The sequence below is a fragment of the Stenotrophomonas sp. 21LCFQ19 genome, from assembly GCF_056861425.1.
Map to the genome: position 1 here is coordinate 26,492 of NZ_JBSPUF010000013.1, position 25,356 is coordinate 51,847.

Genomic DNA, 25,356 nt, shown 5'->3' on the forward strand with positions numbered 1-25,356 from the left:
CCTGTAGTGCCGAGCCATGCTCGGCAAGGGCGTTACCGGTAGAGCCTTCTGCCGAGCATGGCTCGGCACTACATGGGGATTGTCGGTAAGGCCTGTGCCGAGCATGGCTCGGCACTACGGTGGGGGTGTTGGGAAAGCCTCTGCCGAGCATGGCTCGGCACTACATATGGCCTTATGTGCAGGGGGCGAACAGGTCGCGGGACTGGTCATACACCGACGTCTGCACCTGCATCAGTCCAAGCACCGAGGGAAACAGGTTGTCCTGGTCGCTGCGCTGCGCGGCGCGGTGGCGTACGCAGCTCATGTCCAGGCCACGGTCCGCGGCGAACCCCGGCGAGAACCACATCACCATCGGTACCCGGGTCTGCTCTTCCGGAGCAATCGCATACGGCACGCCGTGCAGATACAGACCCTTCTCACCCAGCGATTCGCCGTGATCGGACAGGTAGATCATCGCGGTGTCGTAGTCTTCCATTCCGCGCAGGGCGGCGATGGTGCGGGTCAGGAAGTGATCGGTGTAGCGGATCGCATTGTCGTAGCTGTTGACGATGTCCTCGCGGCTGCACTTGCCCAGGTCTGCCGTATCGCAGGTTGGCGCGAACTGGCGGAACTGCGCCGGGTAGCGTTGGAAGTAGCTCGGGCCGTGGTTGCCCAGCTGGTGCAGCACAACCACCCGGTCGCCGGGCTTGGCGCGGACCTGTGCAGCGAGGTTTTCCAGAAGAATCTCATCCATGCAGCGGCCGTCGGCGCACAGGCCCGGCGTGGTCGCATCATCCAGGCGCTGGATTTCCAGACCGTCGCAAACGCCCTTGCAGCCTGATTGATTGTCGCGCCACAGGGTAGCGATGCCTGCATGTTCAAGCACGTGCAGCAGTGACTGGTGACCGCGGATCTTTTTTTCGTCGTAGTCGTGACGGCCAAACGGCGAGAACATGCACGGCAGCGATACTTCGGTGCTGGTGCCGCAGGAATGCATGTCCGGGAAGTTGATCACGCCGGTCTGCGCCAACTCCGGCGTGGTCTGGCGGGCGTAGCCGTTCAAGCCCCAGTTCTGTGCACGCACGGTTTCGCCCACAACCAGTACCAACAGGCGCGGTTTGCTGGTGGCGGCACGCGGCGTGGCCTTGGCATCCGTGCCCAGCGGCAACTTGGGTTGCTTCTTTATCGGGCTGGAACTGGCCAGGTTCTGCTTCAGCGCGATGAGATAGTTGGCCGGCGTAGCCAGGTAGCGCACTTCACGGTGATTGCGCATCAACGCGGAAACATTCTGGAACGACAGCATGGTGCCGGCGCCGCCGGCCACGATCACGCCCAGCAGGAAGGCGACACGCCACAGCAGGGTACGTCCCCAGCTGCGCTTGCGCAGCCGCACGCGCCACAGCAGCAGGGTTGGCAGCAGGCCGTAGCCGAGCAGCGGCAGCAACAATGCCGGCGTCATCAGCTCGCCTGATTCCTTGTGGTCGGTGGCCAGCACATTGCGCAGCATGTCCGCGTCCAGATAGACGTTGTAGCTGTTCATGTAGTGCGTGGCGAAGGCGGTGGTGATGAACAGCGCCGTCAGCACGACCTTGGCATTCCAGCGCCAGATCAGCAGGCTGAACAGGATCGCGTGCGTGCTCACCAGCAGTGCAAACAGTGATACCGCGAACAGGATGCTGCCCGGGTTGGTGGCGAGCGCGCTGCGCCAGAACAAGGTGTTGCAGACCAATGCGAAGAAAACGCTGGCCAACAGGATCAAGGCTTCGGTGCTGATCTCCGGGCGCCAGTTGCGCAGGCGCGACCAGGACAGCTGCAATCCGACAGGGCGGGCGACAGCGACGTTCATGCGTTTTCTCCAATGGCGCCATGTGCAGCACGCGCCGGGGATGTGATCGATGCAGACTCTGGGAACATCCACAGGTAAAGAACGGTTGCGACCAGCCAGCTGATTGCCAGTGCCCACAGGTCGTGCGAGGCAAAGTGGGCGCCACGCAGCTGCTGGGCCAGGCCGAATACCATGCCGACCAGCAGGGCGGTGCCCAGTGCCGGCCAGCGCCATTGCGGGCGCACCTGCAACATGAAGAAGAACAGCGCCACCCAGGCGTAGCCCGAACCGGCATGGCCGGCCGGGAAGCAGGCGGCGTGACCCAGGGCAACCGGGCGCTGTTCGAACAGGCCGATGAAGGGGCGCAGACCACCGTAGCGCTCCAGGTCCCACGGGCAGTCCATATGGGTCCAGGATTTCAGCAGCGCGACGATGCTGGTGGTCAGCGCTACCGATGACAGCAGGTAGGCCAGCGGCCGCCGCAGCGGGCGCCAGCGCAGGTCCATGCAGCTGCGGATCAGCGCCAGGATCACCAGCAGGGCAACAAACCAGGTCAGGTTGCGGCCGCCCTTGTGGATCAGGTGGCTGGTCCACCACGCATCCTTCAACGCCCACTGGCTGCCCTGCCAGCGGAACAGCTGATCGGCAAGCCATTGGTCACCGTTGCCTGCCATCAACAACAGGCTACCGGCGGCAGCAATCAGCAGCGGGATCAGCAGGGCACGCCCGGCGAAACTCAAACGGCTGCGTTCGGCGGCCGGAATCAGGGTGGCGGAAGTGGGTTGCTGCGACATGGAGCTGGGGCACCGTCAATCTGGATGCAGCCATGCTCGGTCGGCCTGTGTCGGAGACAGGTAGGAGCGATGTCGTGAATTTGTCGGTGCTTCAGCTTGGCTACCGGGACGGCACGGCAGCATGAATGCAAGAGAGGCTGTGCCGGGTCCGGCGCAGCCTCTCTCAGGTGTGTTTCAACAGGTCCGCGTCCATAGACGCGTTGCAGACTTCAGGCGTCAATCGCCGTCGCTTTCCAGTGCGCCTTCACTGCCGGCCACGACGCCGTGGGTCCTTGCGACACAATCGGCCTGCAGCGCGGTGCCAGGCAGCAACTGCCAGTTGTTGCGGTTGGCGCTGCCGATATCGATGACCTGGCTACGATCTGCGCAGGGTGTCATTGCCTTGTCCAGCACGAACAGCCAACGCCGCTGCGGGTCGGCAGTGACCCAGCGTGCCGCGTCTTCCCATTGTTCGGCGACCGGGCGCTTGAAGCCGAAGTCGGTAGCCTGCGGATGGGTCTGCAGCAGGTTCTGTTCACGCCAGGCAACCATGCCCAGCTCGGCGTCCGGTCCGATGCGCGCACGGACCTTGTCCATCACCAGCGAAGCGGAGCTGTAGGGATCAAGTGCAGGCATCGCGCCGAGCCCATACATCGACCACAGCATTACCGTGGTCAGCACTACCGCCAGCCCAGCGCGGCGCAGTCGCAGTACCGCCACCACGAGTAGCGAGGCGGCGCCAAAGCCGATCAGCCACCAGCCAACCTGCGGTAGCACCCACGGGTCGATAGCGCGCTTGATCGCATTGCGCTGGGCCCAGCCATCGCCGTGCACGGCGCCGTAGCCGACCACCAGGGTGGCGAGTGCCAACAGCAGCACGTAGGCCAGCAGCAGCCAGCGCACGCCGGTGCGGCGCAGCAGGCCGGGCAGCAATGGCGCCGCCGCGATGGCCAGGGCCGGCAGCATCGGCAGGATGTAGACCTCACGCTTGCCCGGGCTTGCGCTGAAGAAGACCAGTACCAACAGGGCCCAGCCCAGCAGCAGGATGTAGCGCGGATCGGCGCGGCGGCAGCGGCGCCACCACGCCGGTAGCAGCCACGGTGCCAGGAGGCTGCCTGGCAGCCACAACGTGGCCATTACCTGCAGGTAGTACCAGAACGGCTGGTGGTGGTGCCAGGCGTTGGCGTAGCGGGTGCCGGTCTGCTTGAACAGCAGTTCCTTGGCATAGGACTGCAGGTGCGGCTCGGGGTTCTGCAACAAGGCAATGGCCAATGGACCGAGCCAGATCGCGGTGCCAGCCAGGAAGGCGGGCAGCAGCAGCCACCAGCCCCAGCTGCGCCCCGGTCCGGCGGCCTGCGGATGGCGCCAGCGCCAGGCCATCCACGGCAGCAGCATCAGCAAGGGCAGGAAGCCGACACCCTTGGTCACGGTGCCAGCACCAGCGGCGAACGCGGCCAGGGCCAGCGCCCACCAGTTCGGGCCCAGTAATAAATGGCGTACCAGTCCCCAGAGCGCCAGCGTGGTCATGCCGACCAGCACCATGTCGATCTGCGCGCGCTTGGCCATCAACCCGAACTGGATGCAGACGAACAGCCCGACGACGGCATAACGGGCGATCTGCCGGTTCCACAGGCGCCGGCTCATGTCCCAGGTCAGCCACAGCGTGAGCAGGGCGGCCAGCAGCGAGGGCACCAGGAAGGACAGGTTCCAGTCACCGATCACTTTGTAAGTGGCCGCCTGGATCCACATGAAAGTGGCGGGCTTCTCCGCATACAACTCGCTGCCACGGTGTGGCAGCAGCCATTGCCCGGTCTCCACCATATGCCGTGCGGCCAGCACGAAGCGCGGCTCGTCCGGTGGCTGCGGCGAGCGCATGCCCAGTCCTGCCAGCAGGCTGGCGATGACCAGGGCGATCAGGATGACGAACCACAGTCTATTGGATGAAGAGCGGGGCGGAGTTGGGCGCACAGATGGCTCGTTATCAAAGGCTGGCAGGATCATGCCGCAAACAACGTTGGAAACACGTCGAAATCTACCCGCGGACGACGTCGGCTGCATTTCGACGACAATCCGACGTTGGCGGCGCTAGGATACGACGGTAATGCCTCGGCCCGGGGCAGCAAGGTCATGCCCGCATGCGGCTGCTGGTCATAGAAGACAATCGCAATCTGATCGCCAACCTGTTCGATTATTTCGAGGCGCGCGGGCATACCCTCGACGTCGCCCCCGACGGCATCACCGGCCTGCACCTGGCCGGCACCCAGAGTTATGACGCCATCCTGCTGGACTGGATGCTGCCGCGCATGGAAGGGCCGGAAGTGCTGCGCAAGCTGCGCGAGGAGTTCCGCTCCGAGGTGCCGGTGATCATGCTGACCGCCCGCGACGAGTTGCCGGACAAGATCGCCGGCTTCCGCGCCGGTGCCGATGACTACCTGACCAAGCCGTTCGCGCTGCCGGAGCTGGAAGTGCGGCTGGAGGCGGTGCTGGCGCGCACCAACGGGCGCAACCCGCGCAAGGTGCTGGAAGTACATGACCTGCAACTGGACATGTCCACGTTCGAGGCCCGACGCGCGGGGCAGGTGCTGCACCTGTACCCGGCCTGCCGCAAACTGCTCGAGGTGCTGATGCGGGCAAGCCCGGCGGCGGTTACCCGCGACCAGCTCGAATATGCGCTCTGGGGCGATGATCCGCCGGACGGCGACATGCTGCGCTCGCATATCTACGAACTGCGTCGCGCGGTGGATGGTCCATTCGAACAGAAGCTGCTGCAGACCTTGCCGCGCGTGGGCTACCGTTTGTCCGCACCCGCGGTGGGGGGCGCGCAATGACACGGCGCACGCTGCGGCGCAAATTGCTCGGCTGGTTGGCGATCTATGTCGCGCTGGTGACACTGGCGGTGTTCAGTGCCGCCAACTATGTGCACGAACACGCCGAGCACGCGGTGTGGCGCTCGCTGTTGAACACCGAACTGGACAGCATCATCGGCCAGATGCGCACCGATCCGGCATACCACTGGCAGGACTCGGACACGCTGCGGTTCTACTCGGAACGAGAGCCGGCAGGTATTCCCGAGAGCCTGGGCAGGCTGCATCCCGGACTGCATGACGGCGCGTTGCTGGATGGCAAGGACACCGCGGTCATGGTCCGCGATACCTCCGATTTCGGTCGGGTGGTATTGGCGCTGGATATCTCCGATTTCGGCGAGCTGGAGCACTTCATCACCCGCTGGGCGTTGCTGGCGGGTGTGGCGTTGTTGCTGGTGACCTTGCTGATGGCCTGGGTTGGCATGACCCGCCTGGTGCGGCCCTTGTCGGTGCTGGCGCAGGACATTGCCAAGCTGCGCCCCGAGCGGCGCGGGCAGCAGGTAAAGGTGGACAAGCGCGGCAGTACCGAGCTGGAAGTGATAGCCGGTGCCTTGAATGATTACCTGCAGCGCAACGAGCATTTCGTCGATCGCGAACGTGCCTTCATCAGCACCGCCAGCCACGAATTGCGCACGCCGATCGCGGTGATCACCGGTGCCGCCGAATTGGCGTTGGAGCAGCCGGGCTTGCCGGACAGAGCGCGCCAGCAACTGCTGCGCGTGCGCAGCACATCGACCGGCATGGAACAGTTGATCCAGTTGCTATTGGTGCTTGCGCGCGATCCGGCCAAGCTGGCTGCGATGAGTGAGCTGGTTGCCTTGGATGAGTTGCTGCCGGAGGTTGCCGAAGACCATCGCTACCTGGCCAAGGGCAAGGAATTGGAGCTGGTATTGGTGGAATCCGTGCCGTGCCAGGTGCTTGCGCCGTTGGCAGTGGTGCAGGCGGCGGTTGGCAATCTGCTGCGCAATGCCATCGAGAACAGTGATCGCGGCGTGGTGCGGCTTGGGATCTCCGCCAATGCCGTGCTGACCATCGAAGATCCGGGGCACGGCATGAGCCCGGAAGAGGTCGCGCAGGTGTATGCGCGGATGAGCAAGGGCGAGCGCAACCCAGGCGCTGGAATTGGCCTGGACCTGATCGCGCGCTTGTGTGATCACCTGGGCTGGAAGCTGGAGATCCATTCGCAGCCGGAGCGGGGCACGCGGGTCATCTTGGACATGGGGAGTTCCAGGCCGCGCTAGGAGCGCTTCACCTGTAGAGCGCAGCCATGCTGCGCTGGGGCTTTACCGGAGAAGGCTTCTGCCGAGCATGGCTCGGCACTACAGGCTCACGGTGTTATCAGCTCGCGCTCGATCAGCCAACGCTTTGCATCGTCGGCGTCCTGTTCGAACCACGCCTGGGTCGAGCCCAGCCGGTAGGTGTAGCCCCAGCTGTCCATGTCGGCCATCAGCCGCGCGCTGCCTACGCCGGGCAGTTGCCCGGCCAGCACGATCTGCAGGTAGCAGGTGGCGTCTTCCTCGGGCACCGAGTCGGTGGCGTCGGTGTGTACCTGCGCACGCCGCTCGGGCGGCAGCACGATCAGGTGGCAGGACTCGTGCAGCATCGAATGCACCGGCGTGTCGTCGCGCACATAGACATCGCAGGCGATGATGCCGGCTTCGGGCTCGCCCCAATAACTGCCGGGAATCTTCTCGCCGGCGGCGACGTGGTTCAGGCGCAGGCCGTGGCGCGCGAGCAGGTCCGCAGCGTCGGTCCATTGGATATCGCCAACGCACAGCACGGGCTGGGTTGGTTCGTTGGCAGGGCGTTCGTTCACGGGCACTGGAGTCCCGGCGGCCGTGGCCGCCGGGCTGTTATCACTTGTCGTCGGGCAGGGCCACGGAAATGTCGAGCACATCGTTGGCGCCATCCTTGACCAGGTCCACCTTGACCGCGTCGGCGTCGATGTTGACGTACTTCTTGATCACTTCCAGCAGCTCACGCTGCAGCAGCGGCAGGTAGTCCGGGCCACCGCGGGTGCTGCGTTCCTGCGCGATGATGATCTGCAGGCGGTTCTTCGCCGTTTCGGCGGTCGTCTTCTTCTGTCTCAGGAAGTCGAGCAGTCCCATGCTTATCCTCCAAACAACTTGCTGAAGAAGCCCTTCTTCTCCACGGTGGTGAAGCGCATCGGGCGCTCTTCACCCAGGATGCGGCCGACGGCGTCCTCATAGGCCTGGCCGGCCGGCGACTCGGCATCCAGGATGACCGGCTCGCCCTTGTTGGAGGCGTTGAGCACGTCGCCGGATTCGGGGATGACGCCGATGGCCTTGAGCCCCAGCACTTCTTCCACGTCGGTGATGCTCAGCATCTCGCCGCTTTCAACGCGCGAGGGGCTGTAGCGGGTCAGCAGCAGGTAGGCCGGCACGGCCTTGCCGGCTTCGGCATTGGCGGTCTTGGAGTCGAGCAGGCCGATGATGCGGTCCGAGTCGCGTACCGAAGACACTTCCGGGTTGACCACGACGACGGCGCGATCAGCGAAGTACATCGCCAGGAACGCGCCCTTCTCGATGCCGGCCGGGGAGTCGCAGATGATGTAGTCGAAGCCGTCGGCAGCCAGGTCCTTGAGGACCTTCTCCACGCCTTCCTTGTTCAGCGCGTCCTTGTCGCGGGTCTGCGAGGCAGCCAGCACGTACAGGTTGTCGAAGCGCTTGTCCTTGATCAGGGCCTGCTTCAGCGTGGCCTCACCGTGGACGACGTTGACGAAGTCGTACACCACGCGGCGCTCGCAGCCCATGATCAGGTCAAGGTTGCGCAGGCCGACGTCGAAGTCGATGACGGCAACTTTCTTGCCGCGCCGCGCGATGCCGCAGGCGATGCTGGCGCTGGAGGTGGTCTTGCCGACGCCGCCCTTGCCGGAGGTGACTACGATGATTTCAGCCAAAGGATCTCTCCTGAATGTCGTTGTGAGCTGCGTCAATCCAGCGCAGCAATCATGATCTGGTCCTGTTCCAGCCACACCTGCACGGCCTTGCCGCGCAGGTTGTCCGGAATATCGTCCAGTACCTTATACCGTCCTGCAATCGCGACCAGTTCAGCGTGGAAGTCGCGACAGAAAATGCGTGCGCTGGTGTTGCCCTGGGCACCGGCCAATGCGCGGCCACGCAGCGTACCGTAGATATGGATGCTGCCGTCGGCGATGACCTCGGCGCCGGCGCCCACCGTTGAGAGTACGGTCAGGTCGCAGTTCTCTGCGTACAGCTGCTGGCCCGAGCGCACGGTGGTCAGCTGCATCTTGCCGGGCTGTGGTGCAGCGCCATCAGCGGGCTGTGGGGCAGGGGCTGCCGCTGCGGCTGCAGCACGTTTGTTCTGCTTGGGAGCGGGGGCTGCGGCCGGAGCCGGCTCGGTCTCGACGGGCTCGTACTGGGCACGGAACTTGGCCAGTACAGGCAGGCCCAGCTGCTGCGACAGGGTTTCTGTTTCACTGGTGCCGTAGGCCAGTGCCACCGGCAGGACGCCGGCGTCGCGCAGGCCGTTGACCAGCTGCTGTGCGGTGGCCAGGTCCGGGAGTTGGCTCAAACCACCAAAATCCAGGATCACCGCCGCGCGACCGAACAGCTTGGGCGCACGCGCCACGCGTTCGCGCATTTCCTGGGCCAGGCGCTCCACGTCGAGGGTGCGGATGCGCAGGTTGGCAATGCCTACCTGCCCGATTTTCAGTTCACCAGCCTGTTCGTAATCCAAATTCACTGCCATCTCAGGTTCCGGTCGGCCGCTGTTGCAGCAGCCGGCGTGTGTTGCCCACCCATGGAACGTCGGGCAGGTTGTCGCCATAGGTCTCTTTTACCCACTCGTAGCTGCACAGATCCTTGAGCAGCATGCTGGCCCGCACATCGACCGAGGGCATGGTGTTCTGGCCGACCTCGCGGAAACCGAAGCTGCCATGGAACAGCAGGGCGGCATCGGCGCCGTGGTCGAGGAAGACCTCGCAGGCCATCTGTGGGTAGCGCAGCTCAGCATAGCTCTGGGCATCGGCATAGAACGCGCGGCCGACACCGCCGCCACGGCGGCGACTGGCCACCACGATGCGGTCGATATAGAAGAAGCTGGGGTAGCGCTGCTGGAACCAGGCGAAGTTGCAGCTGTCATGGGCACTGTTGCTGCCGTAGCCGACCAGGAAGCCGGCCATGTTGCCGTCGCGTTCGGCAACCCGGAAGTATTCGGCTGTTTCGTAGAAACGGCGGACCTTGGCTGCATCCAGCGGAAGAATCGCAAGACCAGCGTTGTTGTTCAGTGCCAGGACGGAATCGAGCTCGTGCTCGCGCACGTCGCGGATAACAATCGACATTGTGACTCCGTGGGGTATCGCGGTCGGCCCAAAGGGCTGTGGCGCGATTATCGCATGGGTGGCCCGAGCCGGGCGAGCCATCAGCGAAGGTCGCCATGCATGACTTCCGAGGGAGGGCGTTGGGGCGGCCGGGTCCTTACCATGCAGGCATGTTGGGATACCTCAGCCATACCCGAGTCCTCCGCCTGGCCGGCCTGTTTACCTGGGCCCTGGTCAGCCTGCCCCTGATTTATACCCAGTACGCGCCTGAGGAGGGTGTGCTGCAGCCTGCCGCCGGCGAGGCGATCTGGCTGTTCCTGGCCTACCTGACCTTTGGCGGCTGCTACTTCTGGCTGACCCGCGGGCTCAACGCCGCCGGCCACACCAGCTGGTACGACCGGTTGGCGTTGCTGCTGCTGACGGTTTCGGCGCTGGTGGTGAGCTATCTGTCCGCCACTGGCCTGGGCAGCATCCTGATGATGGTCGCGGCCGGGGTGATTCCGTGGCTGCTGAGCCGCTGGGTCGGCGTCATCTGGCTGGTGCTGAGCCAGCTGGCGGTGCTTCCGGTCTACAACCTGATCCTCGGCCTGCCGCTGTTCGAGGCGCTGCTGCAGTCGCTGCTATACGGTGGCTTCTCGATGTTCATCTTTGTCACCAGCCTGGTGGCCCGGCAGCAGACCCAGGCGCGGGAGGAGCAGCGGCGCTTGAACGCCGAGCTGCGGGCCACGCGGCTGCTGTTGGCCGAAAGCGCCCGGGTCAACGAGCGCACGCGTATTTCCCGTGAGCTGCATGACCTGCTCGGCCACCATCTGACCGCGCTGAGCCTGAACCTGGAAGTGGCCGGCCATATCACCGAGGGCCAGGCGCAGGAACACGTCCGCCAGGCGCATACCCTGGCCAAGCTGCTGCTGACCGACGTGCGCGAGGCGGTCAGCCAGCTGCGCGAGAGCGGGGCGATCGACCTGGCGGCCGCCCTGCGGCCACTGACCGAGCGGGTACCGTCGCTGGATATCCACCTGCAGATCGATGACCCGTTCAGCGTTGAAGATCCCGAGCGTGCCCATGTGCTGCTGCGCTGTACGCAGGAAATCATCACCAATGCGGTGCGCCATGCCGGCGCCCACAATCTGTGGATCAACGTGGAGCGGGACGCCGCCCAGGTGGTCATCAGCGCGCATGATGACGGCATCGGTGGCGATTTCGAGGAAATAATGCCGGGCAATGGCTTGCGCGGCATGCGCGAGCGGCTGGCGCAGTATGGGGGTGTGCTGGACGTATCGGCACGAAGCGGTGAGGGTTTCCGTCTTCGCGCCAGCCTGCCACTGGTTACCAATATGATGTTGGCCTCGGGGCCGCAAGGAGTGAATTGATGATCCGTGTCTGTCTGGTCGACGACCAAACCCTGGTCCGGCAGGGCATCCGTTCGCTGCTGGCGCTGGATGACGGTATTGAAGTGGTGGCCGAGGCCATCGACGGGCGTCAGGCGGTGGAGATGATTCCGCAGGTGCAGCCGGATGTGGTGCTGATGGACATGCGCATGCCGGTGATGTCCGGGCTGGAAGCGCTGCAGACGCTGAGCCGCGCCGGCACGCTGCCGCCCTCGATCATCCTGACCACCTTTGACGATGACCAACTGGTGCTGGCTGGGCTCAAGGCTGGCGCCAAGGGCTATCTGCTCAAGGATGTGACCCTGGAACAGCTGGTGGGCGCCATCCGCACCGTTGCCAACGGTGGCTCGCTGGTGCAGCCGGCGGTGACCCAGCGCCTGTTGTCGGGGCTGGAACACATGCGCAATGAGTTCGTCAGCCTGGACCGGCCGGACCCGTTGACCGACCGCGAGACCGAGATCCTGCGGCTGATGGCCAGCGGCTTCTCCAACAAGGAGATCGCCAACTCCCTGGGCGTGGCCGAGGGCACCATCAAGAATCACGTTTCCAACATTCTTTCCAAGCTGGGCGTGCGCGACCGTACCCGTGCCGTGCTCAAGGCCTTTGAGCTGCAGCTTGTCTGACCCGGGTACCGCAGAACATCGCGGTTCGGATGAATACGGTTCCGCTGATCAAGGCCGCGCTGTGGGCGTTCCGGAGAAAAATGCCTGCAGTACTGGTGCTGGACACCTCGGACGGTGGAAAATAGCGCGGCTACGGCAAAATACAGCCCCAGCTATCGGGTGAAAGCGCGCAGGATTGGTGGTTGATACGCTACCCTGCGGTGCATCGATGAGATAGCGCATTCTGGTAATGGAAACCGGTATGCCAAATGTGGTGAACAACCTGCGAAAAGCCTGATAGGATGGGGGCTTCGCTTCAATCAACCCGGCCGTGGGATCGGCCCCGGAGACTCCTGAATGACCCGTATTATCGAGTTCCTGATCGCCTTGGGGATCGTGGCTGGCCTGTTTGTCCTCATTGGCGTGTGTCTGCCGGGCGAGCGCCACATTACCGAAAGCATCGAAACCAACCGCAAGATGACGATCGTGTATGACACGGTCAACAGCCTGCGCCGCTTCAAGGATTGGAATCCGCTTGTGCTGCGCGACAAGGCCGTGGAGCTGAAGTTCAGCGGCCCGGACGCCGGCAAGGGCGCCCGCATGGACTATTCCTCCACGGGCCTGGGCCAGGGCAGCTGGGAAATCACCGATAGCGAAAAGAACAAGCGCGTCGTGATTGCCATCGAAGATCCGACCCGCGGTACCGACAAGGTGACCTCGTTCACGCTCGAGCCGACCGGCAAGAACGATCGCAACGTCAAGATCACCCAGGACTACAGCGTCAAGTACGGCTTCGACCTGTTTGGTCGTTACGCTGGCCTGTACGTCAGCCGCCACATCGGCGACGACCTGAAGCTGGGTCTGTCGCGCATGGCCAACATGCTGGCCTCGGTGCCGAACGTTGACTACGCCGCTGCCGAAGCTCCGCTGGTCGACCTGAAGGTTGTCCAGGTGCCGGCTGAAAACCTGCTGGTGGTCAACGCCGGTAACATCGACCGCAACAACGATGCCATCCAGAAGTCGATCGACGACAACATGGAATGGATCAAGCGTGCGATGGATGCCAATGGTCTGGTCGCTGCTGGTCCGGTCCGTATCGTCACCACCGATTTCGGTGCTGAAAAGTACGCCTTCGACGTGGCTCTGCCGGTTCGCAAGGGCAGCGCTGCTGCTCCGGCTGCCGACAAGAAGGACGGCGAAGCTGCCGCTCCGGCCGCTGCTGCGGCACCGGTTGCTGCGGGTGATGCCGCCGAACTGAGCGTCAAGATCCCCGCGGGCAACCCGGTGACCTACGTGCATGCTCCGGCCCACCGTTCGGCATTTGCTTCCTACACCGGTCACATGGCTGGCCTGGACCTGGCCCGTAACGGCCTGCGTGCATGGGCGACCACCACCGGCAACGAAGTTGTTGACCGTCCGTATGAGTCGTGGAAGGGTGGCGTGGCCAAGGCCTTCACCGTCGATGGTTCCTACGACCTGTACTGGGCCGTCAAGTAATCATCGGGTTGTTGTCGATGATCTGATCGAGAAAACGCGTCGCTTCCAGCGGCGCGTTTTTTTTATGGATGGTGTTTGCAGGATTGATTGGAGAACGAGATGTTGGGAGTGGAACGGCGTGCGCGTAAACCCTCGTTTCTGGCTTTCTGCGGCGGCCTGCTGGCGGCGGCGGCGGTCGGCCTGTCGGCTTACGCCTCGCATGGGGTGAGTGAAGCGCTGGCGCAGTCGCACCTGAACACCGCGGCCTTGTACGCATTCGGCCACGGCGTGGTGCTGGTCGGATTGGGGGCGTCCTCGGTGAACCAGTTGGGTCGCGGTGCGTTGTATGTGTTGCTGCTGGGAACGTTGTTGTTCTCTGGCAGCCTGGTCGGCAATGTGCTGATGCACTGGCCGACAACGCTGGCACCGGCCGGTGGCATCACCCTGATGGGCGGTTGGGTGCTGCTGGCACTCAGTGCCTTGCGCCGTTGAGCCATGCCCCGCTATCGACGCGGCTTCGACATCGATGAGGCGCAGGCGCACCTGCAGCGGGTGGACAAGCGCCTGGCCGGCTGGATGCGCCGCATCGGGCCGTTGCCGGCGCCACCGGGCTGGGGGCGTTCGTTCGACCCGGTAGATGCGTTGGCGCGGGCAATCCTGTTCCAGCAGCTCAGTGGCAAGGCCGCTTCAACGATAGTCGGGCGGGTGGAGACGGCGATTGGCGGCAAGCGCCTGCACGCCGCAAGCCTTGATCTGATTGATGACCCCGGGCTGCGGGCGTGTGGCGTATCCGGCAACAAGGCCTTGGCGCTGCGTGATCTTGCCCGGCGTGAGCGCGCAGGTGAATTGCCGGGCCTGCGGCAGATGTCGGTGATGGATCACCAGTCCATCGTCGACGCCCTGGTGGCAGTGCGCGGCATCGGCCGCTGGACGGTGGAGATGATGCTGATGTTCCGCCTCGGTCGTCCCGACATCCTGCCGATCGATGACCTGGGTATCCGCAAGGGCGCACAGCGCGTGGATGGCAGCGAGACAATGCTGACGCCCAAGGCGCTGGCCGAGCGCGGCGAACGCTGGGGCCCGTACCGCACCTGGGCCAGCCTGTATCTATGGCGCATTGCCGACTTCAGCGTAGAACCCAGACAAAAGACCAATCGCTCGCAGGACTAAGTGGCGAGGTGAAGCGTCTGCTTTCTTCTGTGGGAGCGGCGTAAGCCGCGAAGCCGGTAGATCGTCAGCGCCGAATTGCAGCCCACCTGGCTGAATCTGCCATGGTGTTAAGTCTGATGCCTCCCTTGATTGCGGTTTTGCCCAGCAGCTCGGTTGCCGTCAGCCTCGCGGCTTACGCCGCTCCCACAAATGCGGTGCGCTCCCGATTGCAGGAGCGGCGTAAGCCGCGAAGCCGGTATCCCTGGAAAGCGGGAAGTCCGCATACACAAGGGCGACTTTGGCTTCGAGCCCGCTCAACGCGGCAGGTAGCGCTCCCACAGCAGGTTGCGAAAACGATTGCCAGGATCCAGCTGCTGCTTGATGGCGGCAAACTGCACCGCCTGCGGGTAGGCGCGCTGGAACTGCGCCTGGCTGGCGTGCAGACGGTAGGGCAGGTAGTAGCGACCACCATGCTCAAGCGCGGCGTCGATCAGGCGGCGGGTCCAGCCGCTGCTGTACTGTTCGGCGGCGTTCCAGCTGCGTTGCTTGTGGTACAGCACGAAGCAGAACACTTCCTCGCTCGCCCAGCGCATCAACGAGGTGTTGTCGGCAGGCGCGTGGCGGATCGAGATGTTCAGTGCATTGACGTCGTGCCTGCGCAGGATTCCGGCCATGGTGCGTGCGAAGGACGCGAATCCGGCAACCGGGATGAAGTATTCCTGCAGCAGGTAGGACGACATGCGGCGGGTGCGCGGTTCCAGCGATGCCGCATCCAGGCTGGCTTCCAGGTTGCGCATCACCACGCGTGGTTCGGTGAGCAGGCTGCGTGTCTGGTAGAGGTCGCGCAGCTGGTCGCCGCCGGGCAGTTCGGATGCGGCCCAGATCAGGTTCTGGTCCTTGGCGTGGCTGGCGCGGATGGGCATCAGCCGTCTTGCGTCGGTCAGTGCGGCGCTGCTGCGGCTCCAGCTGATCGCCAGCGGAGCATTGAAGTCCGGTGGCAGCAGGTCGGCGTTGTGCAGCACTACCCCGGGCCTGCCCAGTACATGGGCGTTGAACCAGTCCGGGTAATCGACGAGGGCAAGCTGTTCGACGCTGCGTGCCATTCTCTCGTTGCGCGCGAGGTCCAGCTCGACCTCGGTGATCACGCCCAGGCCGCCGTAGCCGCCAATCACCGCGGCGAACAATGCCGGCTGCTGCTGGCGGGACAACTCCAGCACGCGACCATCGGCGGTGACCAGCTGCAGGGCGCGCACGCTGCCTGCCAGTGCGCCGCTGCCGACATAGCGGCCGTGGCAATTGACCGATACCGAGCCGCCGATGCTGAAGTTGCTGTAGCTCTGCATCACCTTGACGGCGAGGTCACGCGGATCCAGATGCTCCTGCAGTTGCCGCCAGCGCATGCCAGCCTGCACGCGCGCGCAGGGTGTTTCCGGGTCCAGCCACAGCAGGCGATCCATGTGCTGCATGTCCAGCTGCAGCGCATGTTCGGCCCGGGTCTGTCCGCCCATGCTGTAGCGGCCGCCAGCGACGCAGACCGTGCCCGGCCAACCTTGCAGGGCCGCAACTACGCCGGCGCTGCTGGCAGGGCGCACCACGCCGGCAACGGCGGTGCGGTCCAGCTGCGCGACATCGCTGGCCAATGTCTGGCTGGATCGGGGTTTGCATGCGGGCAGCTGGGTCAGCAGGCCTGCGCCAAGTGCTGCCTGCACCAGGCGCCGACGTTCACCCTCGGGCGGTGGCGTTTTCATTGCGGCGATAACACCAGTGCCAGGGCTCGTAGATGATGCCGTGCGGGTTGTCGCGCGGGTAGCTCATGTGGAAGCCGAAACCTGCGGCGTGCCGCTGCAGCCAGGCGAAGCCTGCGGTGTGCTCGAAGGATTCCTCGGCAGGAGGCTCGCCCGGCGTACTGATGTCCAGTGCGTCACCGCCGTGGTGTTCGCTGTAGCCGGGTGCGGCGTTGACGGTGAGGATCTCGTCAACGCTCAGCCCGCGCGCCAGCTTGCGTTCGAAAATGCCGAGCTGATAGTCATGGCTGCGGTAGCCGGAAATCGCATCCAGCGCGACGCCGTCACCAGCCGCTGCCTGCTGCATGCGCTGCCAGCCGCGCGCCGCACCACGGGTGAGCCAGAGTGGCCTGCGGTAGCGATCAAAGCCCGCCAGGTGCAGATGCACGGGTTCGGCGACCAGCGGCAAACCGGTCCGGGCGGCGTAGGCGTCGGCATCCAGATCCAGTTGCTGCAGATGCAGTTGCAGTTGATGCAAGGGCAGGCTGCCGCTCGGGGGCGGGATACGGGATGGCTGAGATCGCAAGGCTTCCAATGCGGTCAACGCAAAGTCGATGCCGGATTCGTCCGCAAGCCGTGTCACCAGGGGCATCAGACCGCCGCGCAGCTGCGCCGCCAGGTAACGCCCATCGTGTTTGCGTCGCAGTACATGCGTTGCCCGCGCCAGTACGCGTGCATCGTCATTGCTGCGCGCGCGCAACAGGCCGCCCGGCCAGATCTCGATGTCGGGCGTGTTCAGCAGGATATGGGGAGCGTTGCGCATGTACGCAGCTTAGGCCTGTGCGCCGCCGTCGGCCAGCCGCCTGAGTTCATCCAGCAGGGCGCGCGGCTGTTCGGGGCTGACCAGCACGCTGTTGCCGTCGCGCAGCGGGATCACCAGTACGCGGCTGTTGTCGGTGATCAGGCAGAAGGCCTTGCCGCCACCCTTCATGTGGAAGTGCCCCGCGCGGAAGCCGGGGAACTGGAAGCCATTGGATTTCCCGCCCGGCTTGAAATCAGGGTTCTCTGCGAAATTGACAACGCGCGCGCGTTCCAGCCGCATCGAACTCAGCGCCACGCGTCGGGTGTACAAGGTGGCGGCGATGGTCAATTGCTTCGGTTCAACACGCAGTTCGCGTCGCCGGTAGGCCACGGTCAGCGCTGTGCCAACGAGGAACAATATCAACCAGCCGCCCCAGGAGGCGAATGTCGCCTGGAAAGGCGGCTTGCCGGCGAACACCCTGATCAGCGGATCGATGCTGAGCACCAGCAGCATGGGCGCCCATAACCAGAGCAGGAGTGAGCTGGTTGGCGTGGCGACGTTGAATGCCGTTGTCTCGGTTGGCGTGGTGTTGCGATCGCTCATCGCTGCGCCTTGATCCATAGCGCGATGTCGCTGATCAGTGCTGGATCGACGTGGCCCGGGCGCGCGTATTCTTCCAGTGAGCCCTTGCCTTCACCGGCGATGCCGAGGTGGTTGAGCGCCGGGTAGTGCCGGAAGCGGTAGCGCTCCCCCTGCAGGCCCTTGTTCCACAGCTGCCAGTCGGTGTCGATCACCTGGAAGTCGCGGGCACCCTGCAGCACCAACACTGGCAGCGTGCTGTCGCGTGCGTCGGCGATGGGGTCGACAGCTTCCAGCTGCTGCCAGAACCGACCGGGGACATCCATCAACCGCGCTTCCGGATTGCCGCGCACGTTCGCTATTGCTGCGTCCAGTGCGGTGAGCTGGGCTTGGTCCTCGGCGCTGATCGCGCCGTCCAGGCCAAGCATGTAGCGGTTCTGCTCGGCCAGCAGGTCGAGGATGGGGCGCGCGGGTGCAGCCAGCAGTACCAGTCCAGCCAGCTTGCCATTGGCCGCCTTGGCGATGCGCCCGGCCAGCAATCCTCCCTGGCTGTGGCCCAGCAGATATACGTGGTGAGGATCGATGTTGGCGTTGCCCGCCAGCGCGCTTACCGCCGCGACCGCATCGCTGGTGGTTTCGTCATCAACGCTGAAGCTGCCTTTGAAATCCTGCGGACGTGCATGACTGCGCTTTTCGTAACGCAGCACGGCAATGCCCTGCGCGGCGAGTCCACGCGCGATGTCCAGGAACGGGCGGTTGGGGCCGATGGTTTCATCGCGGTCCTGCGGACCGGAGCCGTGCACCAGCACGATGGCGGGGAAGGGGCCCTTGCCCTTGGGCAGCGCCAGCGTGCCAGGCAGTGGCGCGCTGGCGCTACCACTGGCCGGTACGCTGAAGTCCTGCTCGATGACGCTGGCATCCGCCGCAGGCGGTGGTGCCGGCGCAGCCGCTGCAGGCTGCACCAGGAAGCCTGCCACCTTGTCGTCCTGATCAAGCACGATGCGTGCCTGCAGCCCGCCATTTGCATAGTGCAAAGGAATGACGACGATGCGGAAGCCGTCGGCTTCGCTGGTTACGGCAGCGCCGCGGGGACCGGCTGGGCCCATCTGCGCTGGCAGGGACTCCCACACCGCCTTGAGCTTTTCAGCAGGTACCGCTGCTTTCATCTGCGGCGAAAAATCCGCTTCAGCAGCGGCGTATTGGCCAGCATCAAGCCGGTCAAGCAACTGGGTGGCCAAGGCGGCCGGCTCGGCAGCGTGTGCGCTGCTGGCGAGGGAAAGAAGTGCTGCTGTGATCCATCCGCTCAATGCTTTCATCATTGCGCCTTCTTGAAGATCAGGGTCGGGGTAGAGACGGTCGGTGTGGCATGAACCACATTCACCAGCTCCCAGCCAAGCCGGCCTTGCTTGTCCAGTTCCTCCTGCAGCGCTTCGGTCTTGAAGCTGCCCATCAGGGTGGTCTTCAGTCCCACGACCAGATATTTCCACTGCGTGCTCATGGCTCTTCCTTGGGTTCTTGCTCAGGTTTGGGGAGACGCCCGGCCTTGCGCAGGGCGTCGCGGATCACGTACTCGATCTGCGCGTTGAGGCTGCGCAGCTCGTCGTCGGCCCAGCGCTGGGTCGCAGCCAGAACATCAGCGTTGATGCGCAGCGGATAGGCCTTCTTCTCGCTCACCGGCGGGGTGCTCCGTTGTTGCCGCGACGTAGATGCAGCACCAGCGAAATGCCCAGCGCATTGACCGCCACCACCAGCGCGATGATCACGCCGTAGGCGATGTTGCGGTTGTCACCGGCCAGATAGACGCCGGTGGCCGCCACGAACATGCACAGCGCGATCAAGGCCCAGCGCAGGCCCAGCCCGCGTGCATGGGCGGTGCCGGGGCGTCCGCTCCACACGGCGAAGCACAGGGCGGGAACGCCGGTGGCTGCGATGATCAGGGGGGCGAAAACATTCACTGCGATTACCTCACTACGTTGTTCAGTACAGCGAACCGGCATTGACGATCGGCTGGGTGCCGCGGTCCGAGCACAACACGGTCAACAGGTTGCTGACCATGTGTGCCTTGCGCTCTTCGTCGAGGGTGACGACGGCGTTCTTCTGCAGTTCCAGCAGTGCCATCTCGACCATGCCGACGGCACCGGCGACGATCTGCGTGCGTGCGGCGATCACCGCGCTGGCCTGCTGGCGCTGCAGCATGGCCTGGGCGATTTCCGGGGCGTAGGCAAGGTGGCTGATGCGCGCATCGAGTACCTGCACGCCAGCATCGGCCAGGCGCTCGGCCAGCTCATCCTTCAGATGCTGGGAGATCTCGGCGGCGTGGCTGCGCAGGGCAAGCTGGCCCTCGGTGTGCTGGTCATAGGGATAGCTGGTGGCCATCGCACGCAGTGCCGATTCGGACTGGATGTGCACGAAGCTCTCGTAGTCGTCGACGTTGTAGACCGCTTCGGAAGCATCGACTACCTGCCAGACGATGACCGCTGCGATCTCGATCGGCGAGCCGTCCAGTTCATTGACCTTGAGCTTGCCGCTCTCGAAGTTACGCACGCGCTGGCTGACGGTGCGCTTGCTGAAGAAAGGGTTGTTCCAGCGCAGGCCGTTGTCCTTGACCGTACCCACGTACTTGCCGAACAGGCTGATCACGGCCACCTGGTTGGGCTGGACCATGTACAGGCCGCAGCTGAGGAAGATGCCAACAACCAGCAATGCGATGCCGCCGAGCACCAGCATCCCGCCGCCACCGGTGCCGTTCTTGGTGACCACGACCGCGCCGACGATGGCAGCGGTGCCGGCCAGCATCATCAGCAAGGTGCCGAGGAGGGTGGGAATACCGGTAATGGAACCGAGGGACTTCTCTTTCATGGCACATCTTCCGTGGTGGTTGGAATGAAAGATATCAAATTGATATCAACATGCAAGCGGTTTTGACAAGGCTCCCCGCAGGGCCGGAAACCCGTAGCCCGGGTAAGCGGCAGCGCACCCGGGGAGTAAGCTGGCCCGCAATCGCCAGGGTAGTTCCGCTCATTCCCTGGGGGTGCTGACGCTGCCCCGGGCTACGATGTCCGCTCGCCGCGCCGGCTTGCCTAGAATAGGCACCCTCTTTTGTGCCTTCCGGACCTGCCTGATGATCACCCTCGGTACCCCGTTGTCCCCATCCGCTACCCGCGTCCTGTTGCTTGGTTCGGGCGAACTGGGCAAGGAAGTGGCCATCGAGCTGCAGCGTTTCGGGGTGGAAGTGATTGCCGCGGACCGCTACGCCAATGCCCCGGCCATGCAGGTTGCGCACCGCAGCCATGTGTTGGACATGCTCGACCCGGCCGCACTGAAGGCCTTGATCGCGCAGGAGCAGCCACACCTGGTGGTGCCCGAGATCGAGGCCATCCACACCGAAACCCTGGTGCAGCTGGAAGCCGAGCAGGGCCTGCGGGTGATCCCGACCGCGCGTGCCGCGCGCCTGACCATGGACCGCGAAGGCATCCGCCGCCTGGCCGCGGAAACCCTGGGCCTGCCGACCTCGCCCTACCGCTTCGTCGATACCGAGGCCGAGTACCGCGAGGCCGTCGCCGCGATCGGCTTGCCGTGCGTGGTCAAGCCGGTGATGTCGTCCTCGGGCAAGGGCCAGAGCACGCTGCGCAGCGAGGCCGACATCGGCCCGGCGTGGGACTACGCGCAGACCGGCGGCCGCGCTGGTGCCGGCCGCTGCATCGTCGAAGGCTTCATCGACTTCGATTACGAGATCACCCTGCTGACCGTGCGCCATGCCGGTGGCACTGCGTTCTGTGACCCGGTTGGTCACCTGCAGAAGGATGGCGATTACCGCGAAAGCTGGCAGCCGCAGGCGATGTCGGCCAAGGCATTGGAAGGCGCGCAGCAGATCGCCCGCGCAATCACCGATGACCTCGGTGGTTGGGGGTTGTTCGGTGTCGAGTTGTTCGTGAAGGGTGACGCGGTGTGGTTCAGCGAGGTCTCGCCGCGTCCGCATGACACCGGCCTGGTCACCCTGGTATCGCAGGAGCTGAGCGAGTTCGCGCTGCATGCGCGGGCGATTCTGGGCCTGCCGATCCCGACCATCCGTCATAACGGCGCATCGGCATCATGTGCGATGTTGGCGCAGGGCAATGGTGTGCCGTTTTTCAGCAACGTGGCCGAAGCATTGATCCATCCGGATTCGGCACTGCGCCTGTTCGGCAAGCCGATGGTGCAGGGCCATCGGCGCGTTGGCGTGACCCTGGCAAGGGCTGCTGATGTGGATCAGGCGCGTGCGACTGCGCGTGATGCTGCAGCGGCGATTGGAATTGAGCTGCGCTGAGATCTGCCCCCTCCCTTTGCCGAAGGCAAGGGGAGGGGTAACGCTTCGCTGCTGTGATCCAGCTCCCACACCAGCAGTCAGCGGCACGCTTGTGGGAGCGGTGTAAGCCGCGAAGCTGGCAATGCTGCAGCGGCGGGATACATCGTCATCTGGTGATGTACGAGCTTCGCGGCTTACGCCGCTCCCACAAAGTACAGAAGCAAAAAAACGCCGGCTTAGCCGGCGTTTTTTTTTACTTCACATCCACCCAGACAAGGTGATGGTCGCTGCCGTCGGCGATCTTCGCTTCCGGGCTGTCGTTGGCGGGCCAGAACACGCCACTGCCGATGTAGCTCAATCCGGTGGAGGGCAGTACATAGTCCAGACGCATCGTGCCCGAGCGCGGGCCGAAGTCGCCGGTGGCGTGCTGCGGCGCGCCGCGGCGGACGATGCCTTTCTCCGCGTAGGCCAGGCTGGTCTGCTCGGCACCGACGCTGGTCGGCGTCGGGTAGCGCAGCACGCGCGGGTGTTCCAGCAGTTCGAGGATGGCGTCGTGGCGGCCGTCGCCATCGGCCGGATCATTGTTCAAGTCGCCAACGATGACGAAGCGTGCATCGGCAGCCAGACCGCCGCAGCTGCCCTTGTCATCGCATAGCCACGGCTTGTCGCCGCCGTCCAGGTATTCCTTCCACAGCCGCAGTTCGTCGTGGTTGCGGGCGGCGTTGCGCTTTTCCTTGCCGTCGAACACTGGCGGGGTGGGGTGCGATGCCAATACATGCACGGTGCCGAGCGGGGTGCGCACCGGCACGTCCCAATGCGACTTGGAGGAAAGCCGCAGCTGCGACCACACCGCGTCCGGCCAGAACGATTTGCCGGTACTCGGTTCGATCGGACGCAAGGCGCCGGGCATCGTGCTCCACTTCAACAGCTGGAACGTGCGTACGGAAGCTTCATCGATCGGGTACTTGGACAGCACCAGCATGCCGTACTGGCCCGGGTGCAGGCCGTAGCCCCAGGCGTCGTTGCCGCGCTCGCGGCCTTTGCCGCCCACGGTGCCGTTGTTGTCCAGGTCCAGTCCGCTGGGCACGCCGGTGTTGACCGGTGCCAGGTAGCGATACGGGTACTTGAGCGCTTCGCCGCCGCCGGGCTGGGCGACTTCAAGATAGCGTTGCTGGAACAGGTCGGCGGCGCGATGGGCGTCGTCGAAGTCGAATTCATTGAGCAGGACCAGATCCGGTCGCGTCTGCTGCAGCACAGCAGCGATCTTGCGCGCGTGCGCGCTGTCGCCCTGCAGTTCGCGGATCAGGCCACCTTCCTCCTCGGAGTACAGCGAGGTGTTGTAGGTTGCCAGCCGTAGCTGGGCAGGCGCGCTGGCGCTGCCGCTGGGTGTGGTGGAACAGGCTGCCAACAGCAGGGTCATCGGGGCGAGTAGGGTTGAGATGCGCATCTGCCGATTTTCTCACGTCGTCATGACGATGAGGCGAAAAGCGAAGCTGCTAAAACACGAACGCCCCGCATGCGGGGCGTCCATGGATGGCGCTGTTACGTTGCTTAGAACGTGCAGCCCATCGCGCCGAAGCTGGTCTTGGCCTGTTCCAGCGCGGTCTTGCACTGGTTGGCCAGCTCGGTCTTGTCGGTCACGCCAGCCCAGGCGCTACGCGACTGCTCGATGCCCTGCTTCATCATGTCACGCTGGGCTTCGGGCACCTTGTCGCTGATGCATGCGTAGACCTTTTCCAGGTACTGGTCGCATTCCGGAACGCCGGTGCCGGCCTTGACGGTGTCGGTGGCTGGAGCCGGGGTGACTTCGGCTGCAGCAGCTGCGGGAGCAGCGGCCGGGGCGTCGGTGGCCGGGGTCTCTGCCTTCTTGCAGCCGGCGAGGGCCAGGGTGCCAATGGCAGCCAGAATCAGTAGTTGGGTCTTCACGCATTGCTCCTGTTGAATGGATACTTCCTTGCGTCATCACGATGCGCGATGACATTCCCATTCTGCATAAATCCCGGTTAAATGCGCATCAACGCAAGTCGCCATTGAGCTGCCTCCCAATCAACGTTGGTCGTTGCCGAGGCCCTGTTCGCCGTGCAGCCAGCGCTTGCCGTCGAAATACTCCAGCGGATGGAAGCGGCGCTTGTAGTCCATCTTGCGGTGGCCGTTGATCCAATAGCCCAGGTAAAGATGTGGCAAGCCGTTGCGTTTGGCCCAGGCGATCTGCTGCAGGATGCCGAAGGTGCCCAGACTGCGTTTTTCCTGGTCCGGATCAAAGAACGTATAGACCGCCGACAGGCCGAGGTCGGTGACGTCGGTAACGGCGACAGCCAACAGCTGCCCGCGTTTTCCGGCCACGCCGGGCGCGCGGATCTCCATGAAGCGGCCATGTGACCAGCTGCCGATCAGGAACTGGTCGAACTCGTGCGGGCCATGCTCGTCCATGCCACCCTTGGCATGGCGGTGGGACAGGTAGCGCTGATACAGGGCGAACTGTTCGTCGGTACGCTCGGCAGGCAGGATCCGGCATTGCAGGTCGGCGTTGTGCGCCAGGCAGCGGCGCTGGCTGCGGTCCGGGTTGAAGCGCTCCACGGGAATGCGTACCGGCACGCAGGCGCGGCAGCCTTCGCAGTGCGGGCGGTAGACCAGATCGCCGGAGCGGCGGAAGCCCCAGGTCAATGCCATCGGGTAAAGCGCGCCCAGCCGCTCGTCCTGGGGGTCCAGCACAAGGTCGCGTGCCTGTCGTTCCGGCCAGTAGCCGCAAGCGTGCTCGCCGGTCTGGAACAGGCGCAGTTCTTCGTTGTTTTCGCCGTGGGCTGCCATGCGCACAGCATAGCCGTGGCGCGTCGCAAAACCTGCGCCTGTCTGCGTGATGAACAAGGCCGGCACGCAGGTCAACCAAGCCGATGGCTGGTGCGTTGACCGTAGCGAGGACGCAATGCCGCGTCCGCAGCCTCACCACGGAGCAACACCATGACCAAGACCCACCGCAAACCTCTCCTCCTGCTGGCGATGCTGCTGGCCACCTCGGCGACCGGCTTGGTGTTCGCGGCTGCGCCGACCAGCACCAGCCCGGCGCCGCAGCGCCTGGATGCCAATAATGATGGCGTGGTTGATCGCCAGGAAGCAGCGGCCCGTCCGCATCTGGCACAGCGTTTCGACGAACTGGACAAGAACAAGGACGGCAAGTTGTCGCGCGAGGAGATGGCGCAGATGCGGCACGGCGGGCGTCACGGCGGTGATCGCCACGGCGGACATCGCGGTCAACGTGATGGCGGCTTCATGCGTGGCATGGATACCGACAACGATGGTCGCATCAGTGCCGCTGAGTACCAGGCCAACTTCACCCGCCTGGACGTCAACAAGGACGGCTATATCGATCAGGCTGATCGCCAGGCCCGTGGTGAGCAACGTCGTGCGGAGTGGTTTGCCAAGGCCGATACCAACAAGGATGGCAAGTTGAGTCCGGAAGAACTTCAGGCTGCGCGCAAGGATGGGCATCGCGAGCATCGTGGCCCACGCGGCCCGATGCCGCCGCAGGCTCCGGCTGCGAAGTAAGTTCTACAAAGGCGCCGATCGACAACACCCCCGCTGGCAACAGCGGGGGTGTTTTGTTGCTGGA

Annotated in this window: 28 protein-coding genes; 9 read left to right on the top strand and 19 right to left on the bottom strand. The window is 64.4% G+C overall.

Annotated features, from left to right (window positions below; translation table 11 throughout):
* Window positions 1–172: 172 nt before the first annotated feature.
* The 3 genes from AC13FW_RS14700 to AC13FW_RS14710 all read right to left on the bottom strand — a co-directional run bounded on the left by AC13FW_RS14700 (window position 173) and on the right by AC13FW_RS14710 (window position 4,578).
* Window positions 173–1,825, bottom strand: coding sequence for a phosphoethanolamine transferase (locus tag AC13FW_RS14700; protein WP_482989573.1), 1,653 nt, complete (start codon window positions 1,823–1,825; stop codon window positions 173–175).
* Complete coding sequence (locus AC13FW_RS14705) at window positions 1,822–2,598, bottom strand: phosphatase PAP2 family protein (RefSeq protein ID WP_482989574.1); 777 nt, start codon at window positions 2,596–2,598, stop codon at window positions 1,822–1,824. The genes AC13FW_RS14700 and AC13FW_RS14705 overlap by 4 nt, the downstream gene beginning before the upstream one ends.
* 216 nt (window positions 2,599–2,814) lie before the next feature.
* On the bottom strand, window positions 2,815–4,578 hold the full coding sequence (locus AC13FW_RS14710) for an ArnT family glycosyltransferase (RefSeq protein ID WP_482989575.1): 1,764 nt from the start codon (window positions 4,576–4,578) through the stop codon (window positions 2,815–2,817).
* Between the two features lie 134 nt (window positions 4,579–4,712).
* Here AC13FW_RS14710 and AC13FW_RS14715 point away from each other — a divergent pair, with 134 nt between their 5' ends.
* Both AC13FW_RS14715 and AC13FW_RS14720 read left to right on the top strand, forming a co-directional pair.
* A complete protein-coding gene (locus tag AC13FW_RS14715; protein ID WP_482989576.1) occupies window positions 4,713–5,405 on the top strand; it encodes a response regulator transcription factor in 693 nt (230 codons plus the stop codon).
* Window positions 5,402–6,682: a sensor histidine kinase gene (locus AC13FW_RS14720; RefSeq protein WP_482989577.1), complete on the top strand. Its 1,281-nt coding sequence runs from the start codon at window positions 5,402–5,404 to the stop codon at window positions 6,680–6,682. Before AC13FW_RS14715 ends, AC13FW_RS14720 begins: the two co-directional genes overlap by 4 nt.
* An 86-nt stretch (window positions 6,683–6,768) precedes the next feature.
* On the opposite strand, the gene AC13FW_RS14725 is transcribed toward AC13FW_RS14720, so the two are convergent.
* From AC13FW_RS14725 to AC13FW_RS14745, 5 genes are read right to left on the bottom strand one after another with little or no spacing between them, the layout of a single operon-like run.
* Window positions 6,769–7,257: a hypothetical protein gene (locus tag AC13FW_RS14725; RefSeq protein ID WP_482989578.1), complete on the bottom strand. Its 489-nt coding sequence runs from the start codon at window positions 7,255–7,257 to the stop codon at window positions 6,769–6,771.
* 40 nt (window positions 7,258–7,297) lie between these two features.
* Window positions 7,298–7,549, bottom strand: a complete 252-nt coding sequence (gene minE, locus AC13FW_RS14730) for a cell division topological specificity factor MinE (RefSeq protein ID WP_282271139.1) — start codon at window positions 7,547–7,549, stop codon at window positions 7,298–7,300.
* A gap of 2 nt (window positions 7,550–7,551) precedes the next feature.
* Complete coding sequence (gene minD / locus AC13FW_RS14735) at window positions 7,552–8,361, bottom strand: septum site-determining protein MinD (RefSeq protein WP_282271141.1); 810 nt, start codon at window positions 8,359–8,361, stop codon at window positions 7,552–7,554.
* 32 nt (window positions 8,362–8,393) lie between these two features.
* Window positions 8,394–9,173, bottom strand: a complete 780-nt coding sequence (minC, locus tag AC13FW_RS14740) for a septum site-determining protein MinC (RefSeq protein WP_482989579.1) — start codon at window positions 9,171–9,173, stop codon at window positions 8,394–8,396.
* A gap of 1 nt (window position 9,174) precedes the next feature.
* A complete protein-coding gene (locus AC13FW_RS14745) occupies window positions 9,175–9,765 on the bottom strand; it encodes a GNAT family N-acetyltransferase (RefSeq protein WP_282271145.1) in 591 nt (196 codons plus the stop codon).
* A gap of 149 nt (window positions 9,766–9,914) precedes the next feature.
* On the opposite strand from AC13FW_RS14745, the gene AC13FW_RS14750 reads away from it, so the two are divergent.
* The 5 genes from AC13FW_RS14750 (at window position 9,915) to AC13FW_RS14770 (ending at window position 14,380) form a co-directional block, all read left to right on the top strand.
* Window positions 9,915–11,114, top strand: a complete 1,200-nt coding sequence (locus AC13FW_RS14750) for a sensor histidine kinase (protein ID WP_296248169.1) — start codon at window positions 9,915–9,917, stop codon at window positions 11,112–11,114.
* Window positions 11,114–11,755: a response regulator gene (locus AC13FW_RS14755; protein ID WP_282271150.1), complete on the top strand. Its 642-nt coding sequence runs from the start codon at window positions 11,114–11,116 to the stop codon at window positions 11,753–11,755. The genes AC13FW_RS14750 and AC13FW_RS14755 overlap by 1 nt, the downstream gene beginning before the upstream one ends.
* 336 nt (window positions 11,756–12,091) lie before the next feature.
* Entirely contained in the window at window positions 12,092–13,231 is a 1,140-nt protein-coding gene (locus AC13FW_RS14760) for a polyketide cyclase (RefSeq protein ID WP_296248172.1), read from the top strand.
* A gap of 99 nt (window positions 13,232–13,330) precedes the next feature.
* Window positions 13,331–13,702 carry a DUF423 domain-containing protein gene (locus tag AC13FW_RS14765; protein ID WP_282271155.1) on the top strand — a complete coding sequence of 124 codons (372 nt, stop codon included), beginning with the start codon at window positions 13,331–13,333 and terminating at the stop codon, window positions 13,700–13,702.
* Between the two features lie 3 nt (window positions 13,703–13,705).
* On the top strand, window positions 13,706–14,380 hold the full coding sequence (locus AC13FW_RS14770) for a DNA-3-methyladenine glycosylase family protein (protein ID WP_482989580.1): 675 nt from the start codon (window positions 13,706–13,708) through the stop codon (window positions 14,378–14,380).
* Between the two features lie 293 nt (window positions 14,381–14,673).
* On the opposite strand, the gene AC13FW_RS14775 is transcribed toward AC13FW_RS14770, so the two are convergent.
* The 8 genes from AC13FW_RS14775 to AC13FW_RS14810 are packed head-to-tail and all read right to left on the bottom strand — an operon-like array spanning window position 14,674 to window position 20,323.
* The gene (locus AC13FW_RS14775; protein WP_482989581.1) at window positions 14,674–16,107 is read right to left on the bottom strand and encodes an FAD-binding oxidoreductase; all 1,434 of its coding nucleotides are present in this window, start codon (window positions 16,105–16,107) and stop codon (window positions 14,674–14,676) included.
* Window positions 16,082–16,906: a M15 family metallopeptidase gene (locus AC13FW_RS14780; RefSeq protein WP_482989582.1), complete on the bottom strand. Its 825-nt coding sequence runs from the start codon at window positions 16,904–16,906 to the stop codon at window positions 16,082–16,084. The genes AC13FW_RS14775 and AC13FW_RS14780 overlap by 26 nt, the downstream gene beginning before the upstream one ends.
* A gap of 9 nt (window positions 16,907–16,915) precedes the next feature.
* A complete protein-coding gene (locus AC13FW_RS14785; protein WP_482989583.1) occupies window positions 16,916–17,488 on the bottom strand; it encodes a PH domain-containing protein in 573 nt (190 codons plus the stop codon).
* On the bottom strand, window positions 17,485–18,783 hold the full coding sequence (locus AC13FW_RS14790) for an alpha/beta hydrolase (RefSeq protein WP_482989584.1): 1,299 nt from the start codon (window positions 18,781–18,783) through the stop codon (window positions 17,485–17,487). Before AC13FW_RS14790 ends, AC13FW_RS14785 begins: the two co-directional genes overlap by 4 nt.
* Window positions 18,780–18,962, bottom strand: coding sequence for a DUF4177 domain-containing protein (locus AC13FW_RS14795; protein ID WP_482989585.1), 183 nt, complete (start codon window positions 18,960–18,962; stop codon window positions 18,780–18,782). Before AC13FW_RS14795 ends, AC13FW_RS14790 begins: the two co-directional genes overlap by 4 nt.
* Window positions 18,959–19,138, bottom strand: coding sequence for a type II toxin-antitoxin system antitoxin (locus AC13FW_RS14800; protein ID WP_282272483.1), 180 nt, complete (start codon window positions 19,136–19,138; stop codon window positions 18,959–18,961). The genes AC13FW_RS14795 and AC13FW_RS14800 overlap by 4 nt, the downstream gene beginning before the upstream one ends.
* Complete coding sequence (locus AC13FW_RS14805; protein ID WP_282272484.1) at window positions 19,135–19,419, bottom strand: hypothetical protein; 285 nt, start codon at window positions 19,417–19,419, stop codon at window positions 19,135–19,137. Before AC13FW_RS14805 ends, AC13FW_RS14800 begins: the two co-directional genes overlap by 4 nt.
* 22 nt (window positions 19,420–19,441) lie before the next feature.
* Window positions 19,442–20,323, bottom strand: coding sequence for an SPFH domain-containing protein (locus AC13FW_RS14810; RefSeq protein WP_282272485.1), 882 nt, complete (start codon window positions 20,321–20,323; stop codon window positions 19,442–19,444).
* A 262-nt stretch (window positions 20,324–20,585) separates the two neighbouring features.
* Between AC13FW_RS14810 and purT the strand changes: the two genes are divergently transcribed.
* Entirely contained in the window at window positions 20,586–21,770 is a 1,185-nt protein-coding gene (purT, locus tag AC13FW_RS14815; RefSeq protein ID WP_482989586.1) for a formate-dependent phosphoribosylglycinamide formyltransferase, read from the top strand.
* 232 nt (window positions 21,771–22,002) lie between these two features.
* On the opposite strand, the gene AC13FW_RS14820 is transcribed toward purT, so the two are convergent.
* The 3 genes from AC13FW_RS14820 to AC13FW_RS14830 form a co-directional block, all read right to left on the bottom strand.
* Window positions 22,003–23,169 carry an endonuclease/exonuclease/phosphatase family protein gene (locus AC13FW_RS14820; protein WP_482989645.1) on the bottom strand — a complete coding sequence of 389 codons (1,167 nt, stop codon included), beginning with the start codon at window positions 23,167–23,169 and terminating at the stop codon, window positions 22,003–22,005.
* Between the two features lie 131 nt (window positions 23,170–23,300).
* A complete protein-coding gene (locus AC13FW_RS14825) occupies window positions 23,301–23,675 on the bottom strand; it encodes a hypothetical protein (protein WP_482989587.1) in 375 nt (124 codons plus the stop codon).
* A 120-nt stretch (window positions 23,676–23,795) separates the two neighbouring features.
* Window positions 23,796–24,557 (bottom strand): arginyltransferase, encoded by a 762-nt coding sequence (locus AC13FW_RS14830; RefSeq protein ID WP_296248195.1) that lies wholly within the window; start codon window positions 24,555–24,557, stop codon window positions 23,796–23,798.
* Window positions 24,558–24,707: 150 nt separating this feature from the next.
* Between AC13FW_RS14830 and AC13FW_RS14835 the strand changes: the two genes are divergently transcribed.
* Window positions 24,708–25,292 carry an EF-hand domain-containing protein gene (locus AC13FW_RS14835; RefSeq protein ID WP_482989588.1) on the top strand — a complete coding sequence of 195 codons (585 nt, stop codon included), beginning with the start codon at window positions 24,708–24,710 and terminating at the stop codon, window positions 25,290–25,292.
* The last annotated feature ends 64 nt before the right edge of the window (window positions 25,293–25,356 follow it).